General features: G+C 66.5%; 12 protein-coding genes and 6 pseudogenes. 8 read left to right on the top strand and 10 right to left on the bottom strand.

Annotated elements, in window-relative coordinates:
- Positions 1–42: 42 nt before the first annotated feature.
- The 5 genes and pseudogenes from KV205_RS31855 to KV205_RS31835 form a co-directional block, all read right to left on the bottom strand.
- Positions 43–280: pseudogene (locus tag KV205_RS31855) on the bottom strand (hypothetical protein); the annotation flags it as partial.
- Between the two features lie 208 nt (positions 281–488).
- Positions 489–1,313, bottom strand: a pseudogene (locus tag KV205_RS31850) (transposase); the annotation flags it as partial.
- Positions 1,310–1,727: pseudogene (locus KV205_RS31845) on the bottom strand (RacP protein). The pseudogenes KV205_RS31850 and KV205_RS31845, both read right to left, overlap by 4 nt.
- A 2-nt stretch (positions 1,728–1,729) precedes the next feature.
- Positions 1,730–2,130, bottom strand: a pseudogene (locus KV205_RS31840) (DUF6192 family protein); the annotation flags it as partial.
- A 6-nt stretch (positions 2,131–2,136) separates the two neighbouring features.
- A complete protein-coding gene (locus tag KV205_RS31835; protein ID WP_265868294.1) occupies positions 2,137–2,673 on the bottom strand; it encodes an ATP-binding protein in 537 nt (178 codons plus the stop codon).
- Positions 2,674–4,113: 1,440 nt separating this feature from the next.
- Here KV205_RS31835 and KV205_RS31830 point away from each other — a divergent pair.
- On the top strand, positions 4,114–6,804 hold the full coding sequence (locus tag KV205_RS31830; protein ID WP_265868293.1) for a LuxR family transcriptional regulator: 2,691 nt from the start codon (positions 4,114–4,116) through the stop codon (positions 6,802–6,804).
- A 1,259-nt stretch (positions 6,805–8,063) separates the two neighbouring features.
- A complete protein-coding gene (locus tag KV205_RS31825) occupies positions 8,064–8,429 on the top strand; it encodes an ASCH domain-containing protein (protein WP_265868291.1) in 366 nt (121 codons plus the stop codon).
- A gap of 551 nt (positions 8,430–8,980) precedes the next feature.
- Here KV205_RS31825 and KV205_RS31820 read toward each other — a convergent pair.
- From KV205_RS31820 to KV205_RS31800, 5 genes and pseudogenes are all read right to left on the bottom strand, one after another.
- Positions 8,981–11,611 carry a helix-turn-helix transcriptional regulator gene (locus KV205_RS31820; RefSeq protein ID WP_265868290.1) on the bottom strand — a complete coding sequence of 877 codons (2,631 nt, stop codon included), beginning with the start codon at positions 11,609–11,611 and terminating at the stop codon, positions 8,981–8,983.
- Between the two features lie 207 nt (positions 11,612–11,818).
- A pseudogene (locus KV205_RS31815) lies at positions 11,819–11,959 on the bottom strand (transposase); the annotation flags it as partial.
- Positions 11,920–12,528: a recombinase family protein gene (locus tag KV205_RS31810; protein ID WP_265868303.1), complete on the bottom strand. Its 609-nt coding sequence runs from the start codon at positions 12,526–12,528 to the stop codon at positions 11,920–11,922. The pseudogene KV205_RS31815 and the gene KV205_RS31810, both read right to left, overlap by 40 nt.
- A 111-nt stretch (positions 12,529–12,639) precedes the next feature.
- Positions 12,640–12,807, bottom strand: a complete 168-nt coding sequence (locus tag KV205_RS31805) for a hypothetical protein (protein WP_265868289.1) — start codon at positions 12,805–12,807, stop codon at positions 12,640–12,642.
- A gap of 446 nt (positions 12,808–13,253) precedes the next feature.
- A pseudogene (locus KV205_RS31800) lies at positions 13,254–13,382 on the bottom strand (transposase); the annotation flags it as partial.
- Positions 13,383–13,796: 414 nt separating this feature from the next.
- On the opposite strand from KV205_RS31800, the gene KV205_RS31795 reads away from it, so the two are divergent.
- The 6 genes from KV205_RS31795 to KV205_RS31770 all read left to right on the top strand — a co-directional run bounded on the left by KV205_RS31795 (position 13,797) and on the right by KV205_RS31770 (position 19,689).
- A complete protein-coding gene (locus KV205_RS31795) occupies positions 13,797–14,999 on the top strand; it encodes a cytochrome P450 (protein WP_265868288.1) in 1,203 nt (400 codons plus the stop codon).
- Between the two features lie 98 nt (positions 15,000–15,097).
- Complete coding sequence (locus tag KV205_RS31790) at positions 15,098–16,615, top strand: hypothetical protein (RefSeq protein WP_265868287.1); 1,518 nt, start codon at positions 15,098–15,100, stop codon at positions 16,613–16,615.
- A gap of 107 nt (positions 16,616–16,722) precedes the next feature.
- On the top strand, positions 16,723–17,211 hold the full coding sequence (locus KV205_RS31785; protein WP_265868286.1) for a hypothetical protein: 489 nt from the start codon (positions 16,723–16,725) through the stop codon (positions 17,209–17,211).
- A gap of 25 nt (positions 17,212–17,236) precedes the next feature.
- The gene (locus KV205_RS31780; RefSeq protein WP_265868285.1) at positions 17,237–18,529 is read left to right on the top strand and encodes a cytochrome P450; all 1,293 of its coding nucleotides are present in this window, start codon (positions 17,237–17,239) and stop codon (positions 18,527–18,529) included.
- 178 nt (positions 18,530–18,707) lie between these two features.
- Positions 18,708–18,881: a hypothetical protein gene (locus KV205_RS31775; protein WP_265868284.1), complete on the top strand. Its 174-nt coding sequence runs from the start codon at positions 18,708–18,710 to the stop codon at positions 18,879–18,881.
- Between the two features lie 298 nt (positions 18,882–19,179).
- Entirely contained in the window at positions 19,180–19,689 is a 510-nt protein-coding gene (locus KV205_RS31770; RefSeq protein ID WP_265868282.1) for a transposase, read from the top strand.
- Positions 19,690–20,047: the final 358 nt, after the last annotated feature.

Genomic DNA, 20,047 nt, shown 5'->3' with positions numbered 1-20,047 from the left:
ATTCTTAGGGATTCATCTCCCAAGGGAATCGCTGGGGGTGTGTCAATTTAACGGCTGATCTTGGTTGTTGAGGGGGTAGTTGGCGGCCGGGGTGAGGCGGCCCTCGAAGGCGATCTGGAAGGCGTTGAGCGGTGCCTTCCAGCGCAGGGTCCACCGCCTGCGGCCCTTGCCCGTCGGGTCCAGTGGACATCAGCGCCATGTACACGCACTTGAGTGCGGTGGCCTCGTTCGGGAAGTGTCTGCGGGCCGGGACCGTCCTGCGGATGCACGCGTGCGGCGAAGCCCTGGACCGGTTGTGGTCCCTGATCAAGGGCGCACGCCATCCAGTGGGTGAGGTTGCGGCCGCGGCGTTCGCGGGCGATGGTGCTGAACTCCTGGGCGAGGTCGTGGGCCATGGCGAGATCAGGGCAGGCGTCCAGGATGCGTTCGAGGTGTTTGCGCTGGCTGTCGGTCAGGGTGTCGGGGTGGCGCATGATCCAGGTGGTGATCCGGCGAGGGCTGGGTATCGGCTGGGCGGGTTCCGGGGCTGCAGTGCCGGCGCGGAGGGCCGCGATGTCCTTGGTCACGACGACGCGGCTTCCGCGGTAGCCGCGTTCGCGGATCTCACGGAAGAGACCAGCAGCGTTGGTGGCGCTGCCGCGAAGCGTTGTGATCGCAGCCCAGATGCTGAGGGTTTCGGAGCGCTGGACAAAGGCGTTCGTAGTCACGTGTGTGCCGGCGGGCGTTCATCATCCAGGTCAGGGCGCGTTCCCTGACACAGAGGCGGGGGAGGATGACGAATCCGGATGCATCCCTCGGCCACCTGACGGTCTTGACCGTCAGGTTGTGGAGATCGGCTAGGGTGACCATCACCATCAGTGGGAGGCCGCGCGAGTCCAGACCAGGTGACGTTTGCGTCCGTTGATCTTCTTGCCTGCGTCGTAGCCGCGGGAGTCCTTGCCCACCGTGGAGGCCGCCTTCACGGACTGGGAGTCGATGATGGCGGCGACAGCCCGGAGAGCCATGCCCATCTCGCGGCGTATCCGCCCGGCGAGGTGGTCGCGGATCTGGCCGATCACGCCGCAGGCGGCCCCGCGGGCCATGAAGCCCCAGACCGTGCCGCCAGGGCGGATAGCCGCAGGTAACGCCCGCCCATTTGCAACCGGTGTCGACCACGTAGCGGATCGCGTCGACGATCTCGCGGCGAGGATACTTCTCCGGCCGGCCCCCGCCACGGGTTTCGCAGGCGGGGCCGGCAGCAGTGGTTCGATCAGAGCCCGTTCTCCAGCTTCGCGGCCGGTCGGCCGCGAAGCTGGAAGAGCCTGGCCGGTCAGGCGGTGGCGATGACGTCCAGGGTCGATTCGATGGAGTTGAGCTGGGCGACGATGTGCCGTACCCCATTTGTCGTTCGGGTGGGCGGCGTGCGGTGCGACGGTCCCGGTGATGAACCGGCGGAACTCGGTCAGCTTCTCCGAGACGACGGCCCGTTCGTATGCCTCCAGCGCGGCCCGTTCGGCGCCGAGCTGGTAGCCGTTCACGCGGGTCCAGATCAGCGGGTGCCAGCCCTGCGATCCCGCCTCGTCCTTCAGCGCGGCGAGACCTGAGCGGCCCTGGCTGGGTGACAGGCCGCTGGCCAGGGTGAGCTGATGGAACTCCAGCCCCGCCGGGCAGGCTTTGGACACGACGAAGCAGACGGTGTCTGCGTGCCGCCGGGCAGCGTCTCCCCGCCGCCCAGACGCGAGGCCCACGACTACTCGCCCTTCAGCAGACGGGCGAGCTCCTCGTCCATGTCGACCTTGCCGGTGTCCACAGCCTGCTCGATCCAGTCGAGTGTGGCCCGCACCCGGGCGACGTTCTCGTGCACGATCACCCGCTCGTCGCCCGACAGCTGACGGTCCCGCAGCCCGGGAACCGTGCGGCCGGCCGCCGCGACGACGGAGCGGCAGGCTGTGACCAGCTCCAGGAACTCCACCGTCCGCTCGATCCGGCAACCGCTGGGGCGACCGGGGCGGTGGTCTCGAAGTGCTCACGGGCTTACCGGACCGCTCGGGCCTGGGCATGGTTGACCTGAAAGCGGGCCGTGTCGTCGCTCATCGCCCGGAATGCGACGTCCGGTCGGCGCAGCAGGCTGGCCGCGGCTGTCGCCGCGACGCCCAATCAGGCGGCTGTCGGTGCGACGCGTGCCCAATGGGTGCTGTGACCGTTGGTGTGCGCGCAGGTGCCGTGCGCCTCGCAGAGAGCCTTCACCAGGTCCAGGCCGCGGCCGTGCTCGTCGTGGGAACACGAGCGGGTCCATGCGCCGTCGCGCGGGGCGGGGCCGCCATCAGTGACGCCGATCCAGATGCGGTGTTCAGCGCGTTCGCGGTGCAGATGGAGAACTACAGGTGCAAGGGCGTGTTCGACGGCATTGGTGACGAGCTCGGAGACCACGAGGAGCACCACGTCTGTGATGTCCTCGGCGACGTGCCAGTGTTCCAGTATGGCCTGGGTGCGGTGCCGGGCATCAGCCACTGCCTCAGGCCGGTGCAGAAGAGGCCACGACCTGTCATTGCAGGACGGCTGTTGCGCGGGGATCTGTACCGGCACCTGACGGTTGTCTGGTGTGATGCCCTCTGCTGCGGCCAGGATAGCGGCCCGCTGTGTCACGAGGGTGCCACCGGCCGGGCCGGTGAGGCTGGTGTCGGTGGCGTACATGGTGATCACATCCGAACTTGATGCTGCCGATCTGGTGAGACCGGGATCAGATTCATGGTTCCTTGTTCACACCTTCCGCCTTCGGCTCTTCAGCAGCCTGAGCAACCGCTACCCAAACGGGCAGCACCGTCAAATACCGGCTTATATAGCGCATAGTCGTCTATGAAGTGAATAAGTGCCCACTGTCAAGTCTTGTGAGAGGCTCAGGACTGTGGCGCACCTGCCCCTACCTGTGCACCCACGTCGGTTGGATGTTGTTGTTCAGGTGCGGCCGAATCCCCGGGCTCGAGTATTGCCCCGCGCCCGAGAGGGAGAGGCGTTCGAGCTGGCGGCGGGCCATCCGGCGCCATGCCGGACCCGCGACGCCTTCATCCTTGCGGGGGAGCAGCGGCAGGCAAGCCACATGGGGTAGCCAGGGGATCGATGTGGATGCGAGCGCGCTACGTGAGCAAGTCGCACGGGATCGTCCGCTGCTCTGTTCGAGGCCACCGCCTGCCGTTGTCTCACCATTCGTGGCGACGCTGGCTGTGGCCCCGTCGGTTATCCCTGTACTCCTGCGCCCAGCCTTCCCCTTCGGGGGCCTGAGAGGTATTGCGAGGCACTACCACCACCAAGGGGCCGCCAAGTCCACAGCGGCACTGTTCGGAGGCTCCCAGCCTCGCCCAGGCCCTTTCGGAGTTGCGTGCTCTCCTCGGCATCGCTGCCGGCTGCGAGAGGGCCGTCGCCCTGAACGCTCAAGCTCGTCGATGGTCTCGATTCGCGCGCCCTGGCGGCTATCGTCCGCAAGTCGCACCGGCCGCCGGGAGACAGCCGGCCCCGGATCTCCTGCTTGTTCTGCTACTTCGTCTCGTCCTGACCGGGCCAGCTCAATTTCCTTCCCGTACAGGGCTGGTGGGGGGCGGCACCTAGTTCGTTCAGCACGCACAGGGACCGTTCTAAGTCGGCTCCGTACGAGGTCGCCTGCGGCCGTGTGGGCACCTGGAGCTGGTGCCAGGGAACACATGTGTCTCTTCGGTGTCACCAGCCCACATCGGCCCGTGACACTGCTGGCGCCTCCTTGCCAACGGTGCTTCGCTCCGGGTCCGAAACACGCGCCGGCCGAAGCCTCGCTGCAATCGCGGCGCGGCCAGAGCATCACGAAGGTCACTCCGGTCAAGCCTATTGACGTGGCCTGGTGGGCGACGTGGCTGCGGCGCAACCGGGAGTCACCATGCCGCGCACACAAACGGTTTCGTCGTCCTGTGCGTAGGGCTGGGGATGCAGACGCCACACTGCAATGCGGCGAACGGGTCGGCCGGCCGTGCGGCGGCAGCAGGCACGGAGCAAAGGTGAGTAGCCCTTACTCATCCGCTCACAGCGGACGGGATCGCAGGGTGGCCACTCGATCGAGTGCGCATTGCCGCTGGACGGCGAGCCAGTGACCCACAAGGAATTATGCCCATGGCAGGACAAGACAGCGGTGAGCCCGGGAACATCCGGGTGCGTCTGACATCGCAACCGCGCTTGGTGGGGCGCGAGATTCTGCTGTCGCAGATCAAGGCGGAACTGGCCGCATCCGACCGCGCGGGGGTGGTTCTGTCCGGGGAAGCAGGTTGCGGCAAGACCCGTCTGCTGCAGGAAGCGTCCGCGATGCTGCAGGAGCAGGGCGTTCGTTCTCTTACCGTGCAGGCGGGACAGTCGACGCAGGGCGTACCGTTGCAGGCCCTGGCCAGCGCGATGGCATCGGCGGGGTTGCCCATTCCTCAATCCGCTGCAGAGGCCTGCGCCGTGGTATCTCGAGAGCATCGCCGACGACCTCTGCTCGTGTGTGTCGACGATGCCCACTACCTGGACCACGCCACTGGGGCGCTGCTGGCGCAGCTCGCTCGTGAACGACGCTGCCTGCTGGCGCTGGCGGTGACGGGCAGCCGGACCACATCGCAAGAGGTCCTCGGCCTGTGGAAGGACGGCTGGCTGTGCCGACTGCCCGTGACCAGTCTCTCCGAGAGCCAGCTCGTTGCTGTGTGCAGTGAACTACTCGCAGAACCCGTGGAGTTCACCACTGCAGCCAGATTCGCCATCCTCGCCCAGGGGAACTTGATAGTTCTGCGCGAGCTGATCGACAGCGCCCTGGAGAGCGGCATCCTGACCCGCAACACGCATGGCATGTGGGCTGATGCCGGTGACCACGTCGGGGCGCGCCTGCAGGAGCTGACAGCCCCCCGCACCGAGGCCTTGTCCGAAGCAGGGAGGACTGCCCTCGAGGCGCTCAGCCTGGCGCAGACACTGCCGCTGACGGCCGCACTGCGCATCGCCGACGCGGCAGTATGGGAGGAGCTTGAGTCACACACCCTGGCGCAGGTTGAGGAGGGGCCCGAGGGCGCTGACATCAGCCTGGCCGACCAGCTCGTGGGGCGGGTGACAGCCTGGAATGTTTCAGCTTTGCGCAGGCGCAGGCTGCTGCGGCAGTTGCTGTACACCTTGCAGCGCGAGGGCCATGCCGAGGGGCGTGAAGTGCAGTTCACGCTCTGGCGTCACGAAGTGGGGCGGAACGTGGCCGAGGGGGAGTTGCTGTCATCCGCACGCACGGCCTGGTGGTCGAGGGACTGGACAACGGCGCATGCCCTGGCTGAGGCGGCATGGCGCTCACACAGGACTCCAGCCGCCGGGCTCCTCTTCAGCAAGATCCTCAGCCATGCGGGCCGTCAGGCGCAGGCCCACGGCGTCCTGGACGTCCTGGCTTCGTCTCCCGAACCCCATGTCGCAGCGGCCGCGCAGAGCATCAGCAATCGAGCAAACATCCTGCATGCGCTTCCCATGGCCGAGGAGATCGGGGAGCCGTTGGGACTGCATCCCGATGCCCTGACCTACTCGCCCGCGGACCTCAGCGGCCTGCAGGTCCAAACCACCTTGGCCTCATCGGACCTCGACAAAGCCGTCCTCGCGTTCATGAGCGGCGACTGCCGCACGGCGTGGAAGTCTGCGAAGCGGCTGCTCGACGACAGCGATCCCCTACGCGTCGCCGTAGCAGGAGCGGTGGCTCTTCCGGCACTTCTGAGATTGGGCAGGCCCCTGGACTGCCTCGGCATCACCCCTCGCCTGGAATGGGCCATGCGGTCCCTCGACGAGGCTGACCTGCCCGACTACGAGATACTGAATATCCCCGTTCTGACCTGTTATGCCGAGGGCATCACAGGCAGACGACCCGGAGCCGTCGCGCGCCTGCGCAAGCTTGCCCGCGACGCCGCGACATCACGCAACACGATGCTCGCCAGCCGTGCCGGCTTGGCTCTGGCCCGTCTGCTGTTCGAACAAGGCGAAGTGGCGGAGGCGCACCGACTCTTCTGCGGCGCCGGCGGAAACGACGACCTACCACTGGTCCAGCAGCTCGCACGCGCGGGAGAAGTAATCTCCGCACTTCATCTCGATGACACCCACCTCAGGGAGGCAGCCCAGCTCCGCCTGGACCCTTACCTGAACGACGGCCCGCAACCCGTTGACATCGATCTGGCCCTGGCGACCTGCGACATGCACGACGGCCGCCGCCAGTCCGCCGCGAAACGCCTCACAGAGGCAGGACGACGCGTGCTGGAACACGGCGCTCTTGGCGAACTCGCCGACGTCGTACACGCCCTGACCCGAATCGGACACAGCGAGACCGCGGCAGCGCTGTGCCCCCCCGACAGCCAGAACGTCCAAGGCACAGTCGACAAGATCCGCATCGCCTTCGCGAAGTCCACAGCCATGGGATCAGCCAAGGACGTCACGCTGTGCGCCGAGATGTTCGAACAGGCCCAGGCCCCCCTGTACGCGGCGGAAGCGTGGGCGGTGGCCTCCCGCCTTCACCAGCGCGCCCACGAACCACGAATGGCGACCGCCGCCGCGCACAGGTGCGCAAAGGCACGCGAGAACTACCGCGGGTTCCCTACGTTCCTCCTGTACGCCGTCGAGGAACGCGAGCCGCTCAGCAACCGTGAGAAGGAGATAGCGCTGCTGGCCGCCGCCGGACACACCAGCCAGGAGATCGCCCAACGGCTCGTCGTCTCACCCCGCACCGTCGACAACCACCTCTACCGCATCTACCGCAAGCTCGGCATCGACAACCGGCGCGCCCTGCGCACCCTGCTCAACCAGAGATCCGACGCGGGATGATCACAGCCCGTGGACCCCGCTTCAGGACTGAGACGTGGAGCGTTTCGGCCGTCTTATCAGCAAGTGAGTAGGGATTGCTCACCGCGCCCGCTGACTACCGGGGCAGGCTGAGTGGCAGAGGTTACCGATCTCCGCCTTCGCCGGTTCGGAGATCCACTGGAAGGAGAAGCGACATGCGCGTCCGCGTACAGGTCGTCCCAAGCCGCCGCGTCGCCCGGCCCCTCTCGATCTTCGTACACCGTCGGGACGGCCCCTGCCCTACTGACGGAGTCGGCGGGGGCCCAGGAGCACAGTTCGCGGCCTGGCCCCCGTGGGCCTCGGCACTGACGCGCCATGGCCCTCCGGCGTTCTTCTGTCAGCGGGCGTACCCCTTGGACGAAACCGGCCCACAGCCCGTTCCGCCTCGGCCTGCCACCACCCTGTCCGCAGCCGGGTGCCTCAGCGTTCCAGGCGGCGACGGAATCCCCGCTCACTGGCGAGGTCCTCAGATGTTGCGCATACTCCGCCGTCGGCTCGTCCGCCTCCTGGTGCATTTTGATGCCGACAGACCCCCGGCTGGGGAAGTGAGATGTTGACGCCCCATACCCGTGCGCACCCAGCAATTCCGGGATGCGGCGCCGGCCGTGCGGGCCTGGCGCGAGCGGGTTAGACGTGACACCAAGAAACTCGCCGAAACGTCTTCGGGGAGGACGTCGCGTAACGCCTGGTTCTGGCCAGGCCTGGCGCGTCCAGCTGCGCCTGCACGGCGCCAGTGAAACCGTGGGTGCACGCCCTGAGCGTCTTCCCGGTCGGTGTCACGACAGTGAGGTCAAGCTCGTATCCGGAGGGGCCGTCTGGCCCGCACCCCACGTCGGCGCCCATGACGACAGCGAAGGGGTTGCCCAGCCCATTGTCCGGTTCGCGGGGGTCGACGAAGGCCGAGCCGAAGACGACACCGGTACCACCTGGAAGCGCTCCTGGTTCGGCCTTCCGCCAGAAGTCGCCGGACCTCTGCCGCGACGAGATTGACCAGGGTGCGGGAACCGTTTCCGCGGCCCTCTTTGATGCCGCTGCGGCGAGCGCTGTCGAGTCTGCTCAGACACCCCATGTCGTTGGACGTCAAGCGGATCTGCTTCGCAAGTGATCTTGAGAGTCTCAGGAGCGAGGCAGTCGGTCGCAGAGGAGGATTTCTCCTATCCTCGAATGGAAGCGATCCGCCTGTCGGCGGCGGGCAAGAGAGGTGATGACAGGTGTGGCCGCGGGTTAATGGCATGCGTTCGATGGAGCTCGGCACTCCGGACGGGATGCGGGCAGAGCTGAACTCCCTGGTGCTTGCCGGACAGAAGACCACCACCACTGGTCTGTTGGGGGACTACGCGAAGGAAACCGAGGGGCTGGAGTACCCCGGCGAACGGATGCCGCTGCTGGACGACCAGAGGCAGTCCATCGCCGTCATCGAGATCACTGGTGTGGAAGTCAAGGCCTTCAGCGAGGTGACTTGGGAGCATGTCCAAGCTGAAGGGGAGGGCGATGCCTCTCTGGAGGAGTGGCGCGCCGGACACCGCCGCTACTGGAATCGCTTGGGCACCCCGGTGGAGGACGACACTCCAGTGGTCTGCCTGGCCTTCCGTCTCGTCGAGGATTGATCCCTCGGGCCGGTCAGGAGGCTTGAGGCAGAGCCTGGTGTGACCAGGCGGTGGCCTCACCGTAGAGGGTGCGGGTCTTGAGGCATCTGTGGAGGACGCCGACGAGCCGGTTGCCGACCTGGCGGAGAAGCGGAGTTGTAGCCGGCCTCTCGGGCTCGCTGCTTGTCGTAGTAGCGGCGGGCGCTTGGGGAGGCGCGCAGGGCGGAGAACGCCTGGCGCTGGAGGGCGCCGGTGAGAGGGTTGTTGCGGACGTAGCGGGCCTGGACGAGTTCGAACCCGTGCATGCACCACAGCGGCAGACGCGCTCGGTACCGGCGATACGGCTGTCCGCTGCGGCACCGCCGCCTGGGCTATGGCCGCGCGGTGGTCGGGTCGTTCCCCTGCTCGAGGATGGCCCGGGCCAGGGCCGATCATCTGCACAGTCCTCGTTGCCGTTATGCGTGGTTGTCGGCTGCGTGCGATCACCCCCGCGCACCGGGTGGCCGTGGCCGGCTGCGTTCGTTTTCCAGCCGTGGGTGTGAGTCGGCGTGGCCACTGCTGACAGCGTCCCCTCAGGCCCGGCGGGGTGTGACGCCGAGGGCCCGGGCGAGTTCGTGGCGGGTGGCGACGCCGAGTTTCGTGTAGGTGTGCTGAAGGTGGTTGTCGACGGTGCGTACCGACAGGTGCAGGGTGTCCGCGATCTCCTTGCTGGCGGTGCCGGCCGCGGCGAGCATGGCTATTTCGCGTTCCCGAGCTGTGAGCGGGGTCGCGATCTCGATGGTGCTGAGATAGGTGAGTGCGGGGGTGCGTGCGCCTTCGCACCGGGCCGCTGCTGCCGTGGCCCGGCTGGCGGCTGCGGTGGCCAGGCGTGCTCGGCCGCCACGATGGTGCAGGTTCGCAACCTCGGCGAGGGCTTCGGCGGCGAAGAGGTCGGCGCCCGCATCGAGGAAGACCTGGCCGACCCGGGTGAGGAGTTCGACATCCCTGTGAGCGATCGCTCGGGTGTAGTCCAGCCGTGCTTTCAAGAAATCTCCCTGTGCGGGAATGTCCCAGTAGGGGCCGGCCAGGTCGGCCATACCAAGGCGCCCCATGGCATGAACGATCCATATCCTGTGCAGGTCCTGGCCGAGTTGCCTGGTTTCCTCGGCGGCCTGCAGCAGGAGTTGTTCGATTTGCGTCTTGTCGGAATCAAGCCAGGCGCGCCAGGCGCGGGCGAGCCGGTTGTTGCATGCCTCGAGATCGTCGCCAGCCGTTGGCAGGGATGCCAAGTACAGGTCGGCGCTTGAGGTTTGTCTGAGCAGCGCCGCGCAGGTGATGGCGTTGGCTTGGGACCATTGGGTGAACAGGTTCCAGTGGGTGCGTTGTGTGGCGACGGAGTGGAGAACGTTTAGCGCTGAGCGGGGCCTCCCGCGCTCCATGAGGACGAACCCCAGGCCGGTAGCTCTGCGCGCTGCTATCGCGGGTTCTTTCCTCGCGATGGCCTCTTCATATTGACGTGTCAGGATTTCCTCGGCCGCCCGCAGGTCTCCGCTGAGGGCGCGTGCGTACGCGTGGACATCCTCGATGAAGTCGGAAAACAGGGAGACCTTCCGCTCGCTGTTCTGCTGATCACCATCACCGGGCGAAATATACCGGCGCAGCGGTTTGAACGTGGATGTCGCTTCCTCGATGAGTCCCAGCCGCAGGAGGGCGGAGGTGGCGAAGATGGCGGCGTCCATGGCCGTCGCGGTGTCGGCTCCGGCGAGCAGGGGACGGCAGCATTCGAGGCTGTCGCGGAAACGTCCACGGAAGTACAGGACGGTCGCCAGTGACAGTTGGCTCCGAGGCTCGCGGCGGTCTTGGAGGAGCCGCTGAGCGTCGAGGAGGCGGCCTTGCAGGATGTCGTTGTTCACCCGGGCCTCGACGAGGGCCGGCCGTTCCATCTCGGGAACCAGGGCTTCGGCCTGCAGCAGCACGTCTTCCGCTTCATCATGGCGCACCAGGCCGATGAGCGCGGTGGCATAGCTCAAGGCCGCGGGCCCGCTCTGCTCCTGCTTCCAAGCCGCCTCGGCCAGGACTGCAGCTTGGTCGTAGTCGTTGGCATGGCGGGCCAGCGCGGCTGCCTGGATGAGGACTTCGGGGTCGGCGGTGCCGGTGGCGGCCAGGCTCCAGGTGGCCATGCGGAGGGTGTCTTCCTGCCGCCGGGCTCCGGATGCCCGGATGCGGTCGACCTGCTCAAGTAGCAGCGCGCGCCGCCGGGTGAAGGGTATGCGAGGGCGCAGGACTTCCCCGTAGAGGGGATGGGCGAGCTGCAGGGTGGCACGGCGGCGGCCCTTGGTGACCTCCACGAGCCCGGCGTGTTCCAGTTGGATCAGGACGCCCGGGGGAGCGGCCTGCTGGGCGTCGGCCAGCGGCAGCGGCTCGGCCAGGGCGAGCAGTTCCAGCACCGGCCGAGCTGCGGGGTCGACGGAGGAGAGCCGGGCCTCGATCAGCTCGGCCAGTCGCGGGGTGCCCGCCAGACCTCCCTCGGAAAGTTCCCACAGCTCCCCGTCGCTGGCCAGTGTTCCCGAAGCCAGCGCGCCCGTAACCAGCTCCCGCAGGTACAGTACGTTCCCCCCGGAGGCGGTGCACAGCTCGCGCAAGGTGCGTCGCCCCACCGAACCCCCCAGAGCGGCCGCCAGCACCGCCTGGGCCTGCTCTTGGCCGAATGCCTCCAGGTCGATGCGGTGCACCGCATCGACGCCGGCGAGCGCCTCGACCGCCTCACCCACCGGCTCGCCAGTGCGGATGGTGCCGATCAGCCGCACCACCCGGGCGTCGATGAGTTGGCGCAGCAGTACCGCAGAGGAAGCGTCCAGCAGGTGTAGGTCATCGACCCACACCGCCCACTGACGGTCCTGCCTGGGCCCGGCCAGCGCGGCGGCCACCGCCGCGAAGCCGGTGACGGGATCAGACAAGTCGATTCCTGGCGGGATGAGGTGCGCGATCGCGCCGAGAGGCACCGCTGCGGCCGCCGCCGACGCCGTCGCGCGGCGCCCCTTCCACCCGGCGTGGACGGTTCGGGCCAGGCACTCCTCGGCAAGCCGTGACTTGCCCACCCCCGCCGGGCCGTAGATCACCACGCCCCGGCACCGCCGGCCAGCCCACGCCTTCGCGAAGTCGTCCAGTTCGCCGTCCCGGCTGGTCAGCGGCCACCGCAAGATCTGCTGTGGTTGCGTGCCCATGACAGCCTCCGGTGGCTTCCGCCATCGGAGGAAACTCGAGCAGTTCCGGGCGCGGCGGTCAGCCGCTTCCAGATTACTCAGTCTCATGACACCCCGGACTGTCGGCGGCAGCCCCCGCAGCGGATGGTCACCGTCGCGCTGCGGTCCTAAAACGCGTTGCAGAGGTTGCGTCCGGGCAGGTCAGGGTTGGTTTTGGGGCCGGCCTGGTCACGCTGCCAGGGCGAGGTTGTGCATGTGGGCGACGGCCTGGACCGCGTGGTGGAGGCCGTTGCCGCGCTGGCGGCAGTCGCGAAGGATCTTGTAGTGCTTCATGCGGGCGAAGGCGTGCTCGACACGGGCCCGCGCCTGTCGGGGCTCGGCGTTGTCCTCCTACGCGGAGCGCACGTCGCCGGTCTTGTCGGTCGGGATGGCTGGGTGGTGTCCGCCTCGGCTGCCCGCGGCCCGTCGTAGGTCAGCTCGTGCTGTAGCTCGCGTTGGAGTTCGGCGGCGGCGGCGAGGGTCTGCACCATGAACTTCACGGTGGACAGCAGCTCGCCGGTGCGCCGGTGGCGGGAGGTGAGGTCCATCGCGGAGAACGCGCCGTCGTGGATGCGCAGGGAGAGGCGGTCGCGGTGGAGGACGTCGAGCACGTCGAGGATGTGCTGGTTGCCGCGCACGAGGCGGAACATCTCGGAGATGTGCACGGTGTAGCCCGGCCGCGCGTAGGTGAGCAACTCGCGGAACTTCGGGCGCTGAAGAGGATGGAATTGGCTGGAAGTGCCCGGTCCTCCTCGAAGACGACCGGGTCCTCGATCCCGGCCTCGGCCAGGACGAGGTTCTGCCGGGACGTCGACTGCTGGTCGGTCGAGACCCGCTTGTAGACCAGGTTCGCCGCCGAAGGGCCCCTTCCGTACGGAGGATCGGACCCTATCTGTCATCAAACCCTGAGCAATCGCCACCGGATCTGACTGGATTCGCGCCGCCTCGAACCCCCGGATTGCACGGGTTCATTGAACGCGTGGATCGCCTGTCGTCATTCGATGGCGGGCTCAAGCGGTCAGCGCAGCACCGCTGCTCAGGAAGTCAGCGTAGACCTCTGACGGAGTCCGGTAGCCGTGGGTCTTGCGCGGGCGATGGTTGAGTTCGTGGGCAATGGCGTCCAGGTCGGCCTGACTGAAGGCGCGAAGGCCAGCCCCGTTGGGAAGGTACTGCTGCAACAGTCGGTTGGTGTTCTGTCGGTGCCGCGCTGCCACGGGCTCCGCGGCTTGCAGAGGTAGATCGGCTTACCCGTCTCGGCGGTGATGGCCTGGTGCTCGGCCATCTCCCGGCCCCGATCCCAGGTGAGGGTCCGCCGCAGCTGGGGCGGGATGCCAAGGAGACTCCTGATGAGGTGCGGTGCGACCTGCTCAGCCTTGATGCCGTTCGGCAGCGCAACGACGGCCGAGGGGCGGGTGCCCATCACGAGTCACCCTCCCAGTGGCCGGGACCCTTTCGGTCTTCGACCTCGGCGGGGCGGGCGGTGATGGACACCATGCCGCGGATGACGCCCCGTCCAGTGGGCCGGCGGGCGATCTTCGGACGACGCATCGGCCTGCCTGACCGCAGCCGCTGGGTGAGGCTGCGGTCGATTGCCCGGCGCCGGCGAGGGTCGTAGATCGAGAGGGCGGGTGAACCGTCCATGGACGGTCTGCCAGGTTCCGAACCGCTCGGGCAGGTCTCTCCAGGGCAGGCCGGTGCGGAACTTGAACACGATGCCCTCGAGAACCTGGCGGTGATCTCGCCACCAGCCACCAGCCACCAGCCACCAGCCACCAGCCACGAGCCCGACCCGCGGGCCGTAGCAACGGCGCGATCACCACCCGCGCAGCGTCAGAAACCTCCCCATCCCTCACAACCGGACCAACGATCCGAGATCGGAAAGACCTCCCCTAGTCGTTGCCGGTGAGTGCGGCCTGCGACCCTCGCGATCGGCCTCGGCGGCTGGTCGGGCTCGGCAACCATCGACCGTGAGTAGTAAGTACTCAAATGAGTATGGATTACTCATACGAGATTCAGTCGAGAGTTGGGTAAATGGGACAGAACCTGATTCGACGCGATAGAGGGTCCACATGATGACGTCGACAGCGCTGGTTCTGCACGGCCGGCCAGCAGTATCCCTTGCCAGTGATTCATCGCACGAGATAGCGGCTGGGCGGGGTGGGTAAGGATGACTGTGCGCGAACTCTCTTTGACCAGTCCGGGCCTGTTCCATTCTCCGCACCCCGTTCTGCACACACTGCGCGAGATTGATCCCGTTCACTGGAGCGAAGAGTTCTCTTCCTGGCTTCTGCTGAGATATGACGACGTGGCGGATGCCCTTCGCAGCGAGGCCTTGTCGCCAACCGGGATGACCCGGCGGATCGAGCACCTTTCCCCCAGTGCGCAGCGTTCTCTCGAAGAATTGCGCCGGTCGGTCGAGCAGTGGATGGGGCTTCCCAGGATTGAAGACCACAAGCGTTATGCGAAGCTTCTCCGCCCGCGTTTCTCCCCTCGTGAAATCGGCCGGCTGGAACCATACATTCGCGAGTCGGCAGATTCGCTGCTTCTGGACATCGCCCGTCGGGGTGGGGGCGACGTCGTCACCGAATTTGCCTACCCCTACAGTGCGAGCGTCATTGCGCATACCATCGGACTTCCACCGGAAGATCGCAGCATGCTGATCGACTGGTCGCAGGCCATCAGCGAGGTCTTTCACGTTAGCGACTTTCCCGCGCTGCAGGATGCCCAAAGAGCAGTCGAAGAGACGGCTGAATACCTGCACCGGGTGATCGAGGCGCGCAGGCGTGAGCCGCGGGACGATCTGGTGAGTTTGTTCTTGGAGGGTATGCGGACCGGCTTGATCCTGGATGAGGACGAGATCGTCGCGAACCTCATCATGATGGTGGCCGTTGGGTTCGAAACCACGTCAAACGTGATCGCTACCGGCACGTTTCTGCTCTTGGAGAGCGCTGGTCAGTGGTGTCGCCTGTTGAACGATCGCTCGCTCGTGCCCAGGGCGGTCGAGGAGGTGGTGCGCTACGACGGTCCGGTGTTCATTACGACGCGGGTGGCCAAGGCCGAGATGGTTCTCGGCTCAAAGCACGTCAAGGCGGGCGACACGGTGCTGATAGCCGTCGCGGCAGCCAACCGCGATCCTTCGGTATTTGCCGACCCGGACGAGTTTGTGATCGACCGGGCTGACAACCGGCATCTCGGATTCGGCACCGGGCCCTACTCCTGTCTGGGTGCACAGCTGGCCAGGCTGGAGGTCCGGATCGCTTTCGAGCAGATGCTGTCACGTATGCCGGATATTTCGTTGGCGCGGAGCCCTGAGTGGCAGGAGTTCCGTCCACTGGCTCGCTGGTTGTCTCATCTCTGGGTGGAATGCTGAGCCACCCGTCACCTCGCAAAACTTGGGACCGTCCTAGGAAATAGAGCGGGTCGGGCATAACCACCTCTAGTGGCATCATTCGATGAAAGGGTTCAAGGATGGAAACCGTGCTTCGACACATTGAGCGGCGTCGCGAGGTGCTCGGGAAGCATCCGTTCTTCGAGTGGGTTGTATCCAACGAGACCCCCCTCGGGGACAGGCTGACGTTCCTGCCGATGCTCTCGAATTTTTCCATGGGCTTCCGCGATGTGAACAAGTGGGTCCTTCGTTATCCGCAGGCCGGCAACGTACTCGAAGAGGGAATCAATCTCCACTCGTTCGAGGACGAGACACATTCGCGGCTGTTCCTGGATGATTGGCGTCGGCTCGGACTGGACGAGCGGTTGGGTTGGCGTGCCAGCGACACTCTGTGGTGGCTATTCCTGGCCGAGGCCAACGAGGTGGCGCGTGGTCACGGCATCCGCTTCCTGTCTCTTGCGGCCGCCGATGAGGGAGACCCGCTGCTGCGTTTCGCTCATTCTGAGGTTATCGAGGCCTGCGGCGCCGTCTTCTTCGGTTACGTGGCACCGATCGCATCCCAGCTCACCGGCACGACCGGCATCGACTACCCCTATCTGGGCCCCTATCACCTGGCGCGGGAGACGGGCCATATGGACTGCGAGGAAGTCTTCGAGTCTGTGCTCCTCGACGATCGTCTTCGCGACCGGGCCATGGAACTGGCCGATGCCATGTTCGACGTGTTCTCCGAGATGTTCGACACCTTCATGCGCTTCGCGCAGCGGTATGTCGTCTCCGGCGCCGTGCCCTTGCCGGCTTTCACACCTCCTACCGAGGTGGCCAGCGCGAGCGGGGCACGCTATGTCGTGGACACGGGCGGCCCGATCCATCCCAGCCAGGTCCCGCTCCAGCGCCTGCTTGGCGAACGCAAGGAGCGCACTGCACGGCACCCCTTCTACCTGTGGCTGCGGGACCGGCTGGATCTGTCCCCGCTGCAGGCGATGCGACGGTTCATCCCGCTGTGGGCGATGGACATCATGGGATACCGCGACCTGAACACCTACGCCATGCGGTACGACCGCCCGGCGAACGCGCTGGAAGGTGCGGTCAACAGCTGGGTCGACGATCTACAGACGCACAGCGCGCTATTCCTCAGCGACTGGCGAGAACTCGGCCTGGACCAACTGCTCGGATGGACGGCCAGCGACACCCTGGAGTTCTGCTTCCTGGACCCGCAGATGGACATCCACCGGCGCAACATGGCCGGCTTCACCCATCTCGCTGCCGCACATACCGACCCGGTCCTGCGGCTGTGGCTGATGCACGCCCTGGAGTCCAACGGCGACGCCTTCTTCGAGCACTCCACCAAAGTGGCCGGCGACATCGAAGCCGACACCGGCCTCAGGCTCGACTACCTCACCGGCCGCCACGAACTCGCCCACATGCCAAAGCATCCGGCCGAGGCGCAGAGCACCCCGGTCACCTTCAAGGACCAGCCCCTGGACCCCCAGCGTTGCGAAATCGTCAGCGGCATGATCGAAGCGTCCTTCGACGCGATCGACGAACACCTCACCCTGGCCCTCGACGTCGCGCTATCGAACAAGTTCCGGATTCCGTAGGCGAAGTCCCGCCAGACCTGTCGTTGGCCCGCAAGCCGCTCCCGGAATTCCTGTCAGTCCTGACTCATAGAACGGCCCTCACCAACCGACCCGAAAGGTGCACTGCCATGACCCAACACGCGCCGTCAGCCCTTCATCCCGCAGAAGCATCGATGCTGCCCTGCTGCTCGGATGCAGCAGCAGCCGACGCCAGCACGCGACATGTACAGGGTGGGTTCACCCTGCAGTTCCACGCCCCCGGGTCCGCAGAAGGCGGCAGCTCACAGGGTCCTTCCCTGACCGGAGCCGCCACCGGTGACCTGGCCGGCGAGGTCTTCATCGAGGTCCTGCCCGCCACCGTCGCGGAAGGCTCAGCGAGAACGGTCAGCCAGTCCGGAGCAAAGATCACCATTACCCGCCCCGACGGGCAGCTCGACGGCGTGGCCGCAGGGCTCCTGGACCACGCCACCGGAGAGCACAGCAACTGGATCTACTGGACCGGAGGCACCGGCTCGTACGCCAATGCGACGGGCCGAGTGATCACCGACGGGCCGATCAACCTCGCGACCGGACAAGAGCATTCGTCCTACCACGGCACGCTCATTACCCGACCTTGACGCGGAAGCACATGTGAGGACCCAGATGAATCCCGACCAGACGACATGCCCAGCGCCAGCCGCGCGGGCCGAAGGCGAAGGCATACGTGGATGCCCCGTCCCACCGGAACTTATCTCCACCTACGACCCCAGGGGCGCGCCCCAGCGTGACGACCCGTTCCCCTACTACCGGTGGGCGCGAGATGAGCAGCCCGTCGGCTATATTGCGGAGCTCGACGCCTGGATGGTCACCCGTTACGACGACGTGCGCACCGTGCTCAATGACCCGGCGCGTTTCTCATCCCGGAACGCCACGCCCATGCCGTCGGACAATCCCCCAGAGGTGCAGGCGATCCTCGCCCGTGGCATCCGCGAAGGCCGGATCATGATCAATGAGGATCCGCCCGACCACACCATTCACCGAGCCATCACCAATCAGGCGTTCCACGGACGGCGGATCAACGCCCTGCGCCCGAGGATCCGCCAGGCCGCCGACGAACTCATAGACGAGTTCATTGACGACGGCCAAGCAGAGGTCATCTGGCAGTTCGCCGACCGACTCGCCTACGCCGTCATCTCGGCCGCCCTTGGCATTCCGCCAGTCGACGTGATCCGCACCAGGCACTGGAACGACGACATGATGACGCTGTCGATCCCGCTGTCGTCTCTCGAGGACAAACTCGCCGCCGCCCACCGGTTCATCGACTACCAGACCTACCTCCTCCACCTGGTCGAGGAGCGTCGTGACGACCCCCGCGACGACATCATCTCCGACCTCGTACACATGGACAACCTGCCCGGAACGCCACTGCCGCCGGAAGACATCGTGGTGTTCGTGTGGGGGGTCAGCGCCGGCCTGAACAGCACCCGCGACGCGATCGGCAGCGCCGTGTTCAGCATGCTGACCGAGCGGCGACACTGGGAGCACGCATGCGCCGAACCGACCGTCATTCCGGCTATGTTCGAAGAGGCGGTGCGGCGCGAAGCGCCGCTGCGCGGACTGTTCCGGCAGACCACACAGAGAGTCGAACTGGGCGGCGTCACCCTGCCCAAAGGTACGAACCTGTACATCCTGTACGGATCGGCAAACCGGGACGAGAAGCATTTCAGCGACCCGGACACCTTCCACCCCGGCCGCACCGACGCCCGCGGGCACTTCGGTTTCGGAGGCGGGCCACACCGCTGCGCCGGCTCACATCTGGCCCGCACACAGGGACGGATAGCCCTGGCCGCCCTCACCCAGCGCATCCCCGGCATGCGACTTTCCCCCGACTACACCCCCACCTACCTGCCTCAATACTTCTTCCGTGGCCTCGAGCGACTCGACGTGACGTGGTGACGTGACGTGAAATTCCCGTCTCACCCCATACCTCGAAGACCTCCGTGAGTAGAAGCCGACCGCTGGATCGCCGACCACGTGATCGATACCGACCGCGACTCGGCACGTGGTGGTGAACGGGTACAGCGTCGCCGACGTGCTCGCAGCCGAGAGGGCGGATGCCGACGAGTAGTCGAGCGTGAGCCGTGCCAGGCGGTCCGGAGTCAGCGGGGCCGACGGCTGCTTACAGCCCGGCTCCGGGCTCGTCGACGGCCACGGTCCGCAGGGGCCGGTGGCCCTGCTCGTCGAGCTGGGCGAGTTCGTGGTCGTGATGGAGCCGTCGTCGTTAACCATCGAGCTGCGGGCCGGGTAGATGTGTCCCAGGACCTCGGCGTCCACTTTGCGGCTGGCACCGCTCAGTTCGCCGATGGCTACGAGCTCGTGCACGGTTAGCGGTGAGACGTCGAGCCCCGGATGGTTGATCATGGTCGGGTGGTGGGAACCGTGACTCGTGCAGTGATCGTCATCAATCGCCGGATCACGGGGCTGTCGGCCGATGTGATCGCCGAACTCATCGCCGTCTTGGGCCCGTTATGGCATGAGCGTCACCAGGCCAAGCTGGCCTCTCGGCCGCGAAGCGTGCTGTGGGCGCCGGTGCGAAGCACCGGTTCGTGTTCGTCGACCGACTCCTGGCCACTCTCGTCCATCTCCGCCACGGAGCCACTCACGACGTGCTGGCCTGCTGGTTCAAAGTCGGCCGCTCCACCATCACCCGGGCCATCGGCGAGATACGGCCCTTGCTCGCCGAGCGGGAGTGCACGACCAGCACAGGCGTCCGGCTGCGAACACGGGCCGAAGTCGTCGGCCACCTCGGTGCCAGTGGGCAGACCGGCATCATCGACGGCACCGAGATCCGGGTCCGCCGTCCGGCCGCCGGACGCAAGGACCGGGACGCGTTCATCTCCGGGAAGAACAAGCAGAACGCCGTCAAGACCATGGTCCTCACCGACCAGAACGGGCGGGTGCTGTTCAGCAGCCCGGCCAGGCCAGGCAGCTGCGCGGACATCACCCACGCCCGTGAGTTAGGGCTGGCAAGCTCCTGGCGGACGGCCCAGCGGTGGAGATCCTCGCGGACGCCGGCTACCAGGGTCTCGGCGCCCAGACCGGTGGACGTGTGGTGACGCCACCGCACCGCAGTTCAAGAAGAAGGCCCCGGACTGGTACGAGGAGAATGCACGAGCGACAGCGCAAGGGCACATTCCTCCCGGCGGATCCGCGTCGAGCACGGCATCGCCCACCACCTCAAGAACTGGCGGGCACTGGCCCGCCACCACGGCCGCCGCGAGCACCTGAGCGACATGGTCCAGGCCGTCGCCGGCCTGCTCTCCCACCAGCAGACCGCGGACCTCGCCCCTCGATGACAGAGGTGAGCACCAGTCCTCCGAAACCCTCGACGTCTCACCGCCTACCGTGCACGAGCTCGTTAGGGAAGCCCTCAAGGCCGATTTCGAGTAGTTGTCACTCTGTTCGCCGGGAAAG

Origin of the sequence: Streptomyces sp. SKN60, assembly GCF_026236535.1 — a bacterium.
GTDB lineage: Bacteria > Actinomycetota > Actinomycetes > Streptomycetales > Streptomycetaceae > Streptomyces.
The sequence above is the reverse complement of the archived record's forward strand: the minus strand, read 5'-3'. Positions and strand labels throughout refer to the sequence as shown.

Bases quoted from the DNA above. Each gene is read 5' to 3' on its own strand.
- KV205_RS31825 (WP_265868291.1), top strand. From the start codon at position 8,064: ATGGAGCTCGGCACTCCGGACGGGATGCGGGCAGAGCTGAACTCCCTG.
- KV205_RS31835 (WP_265868294.1), bottom strand. From the start codon at position 2,673: ATGTACGCCACCGACACCAGCCTCACCGGCCCGGCCGGTGGCACCCTC.
- KV205_RS31785 (WP_265868286.1), top strand. From the start codon at position 16,723: ATGACCCAACACGCGCCGTCAGCCCTTCATCCCGCAGAAGCATCGATG.
- KV205_RS31810 (WP_265868303.1), bottom strand. From the start codon at position 12,528: ATGACAGATAGGGTCCGATCCTCCGTACGGAAGGGGCCCTTCGGCGGC.
- KV205_RS31780 (WP_265868285.1), top strand. From the start codon at position 17,237: ATGAATCCCGACCAGACGACATGCCCAGCGCCAGCCGCGCGGGCCGAA.
- KV205_RS31830 (WP_265868293.1), top strand. From the start codon at position 4,114: ATGGCAGGACAAGACAGCGGTGAGCCCGGGAACATCCGGGTGCGTCTG.
- KV205_RS31795 (WP_265868288.1), top strand. From the start codon at position 13,797: ATGACTGTGCGCGAACTCTCTTTGACCAGTCCGGGCCTGTTCCATTCT.
- KV205_RS31790 (WP_265868287.1), top strand. From the start codon at position 15,098: ATGGAAACCGTGCTTCGACACATTGAGCGGCGTCGCGAGGTGCTCGGG.
- KV205_RS31820 (WP_265868290.1), bottom strand. From the start codon at position 11,611: ATGGGCACGCAACCACAGCAGATCTTGCGGTGGCCGCTGACCAGCCGG.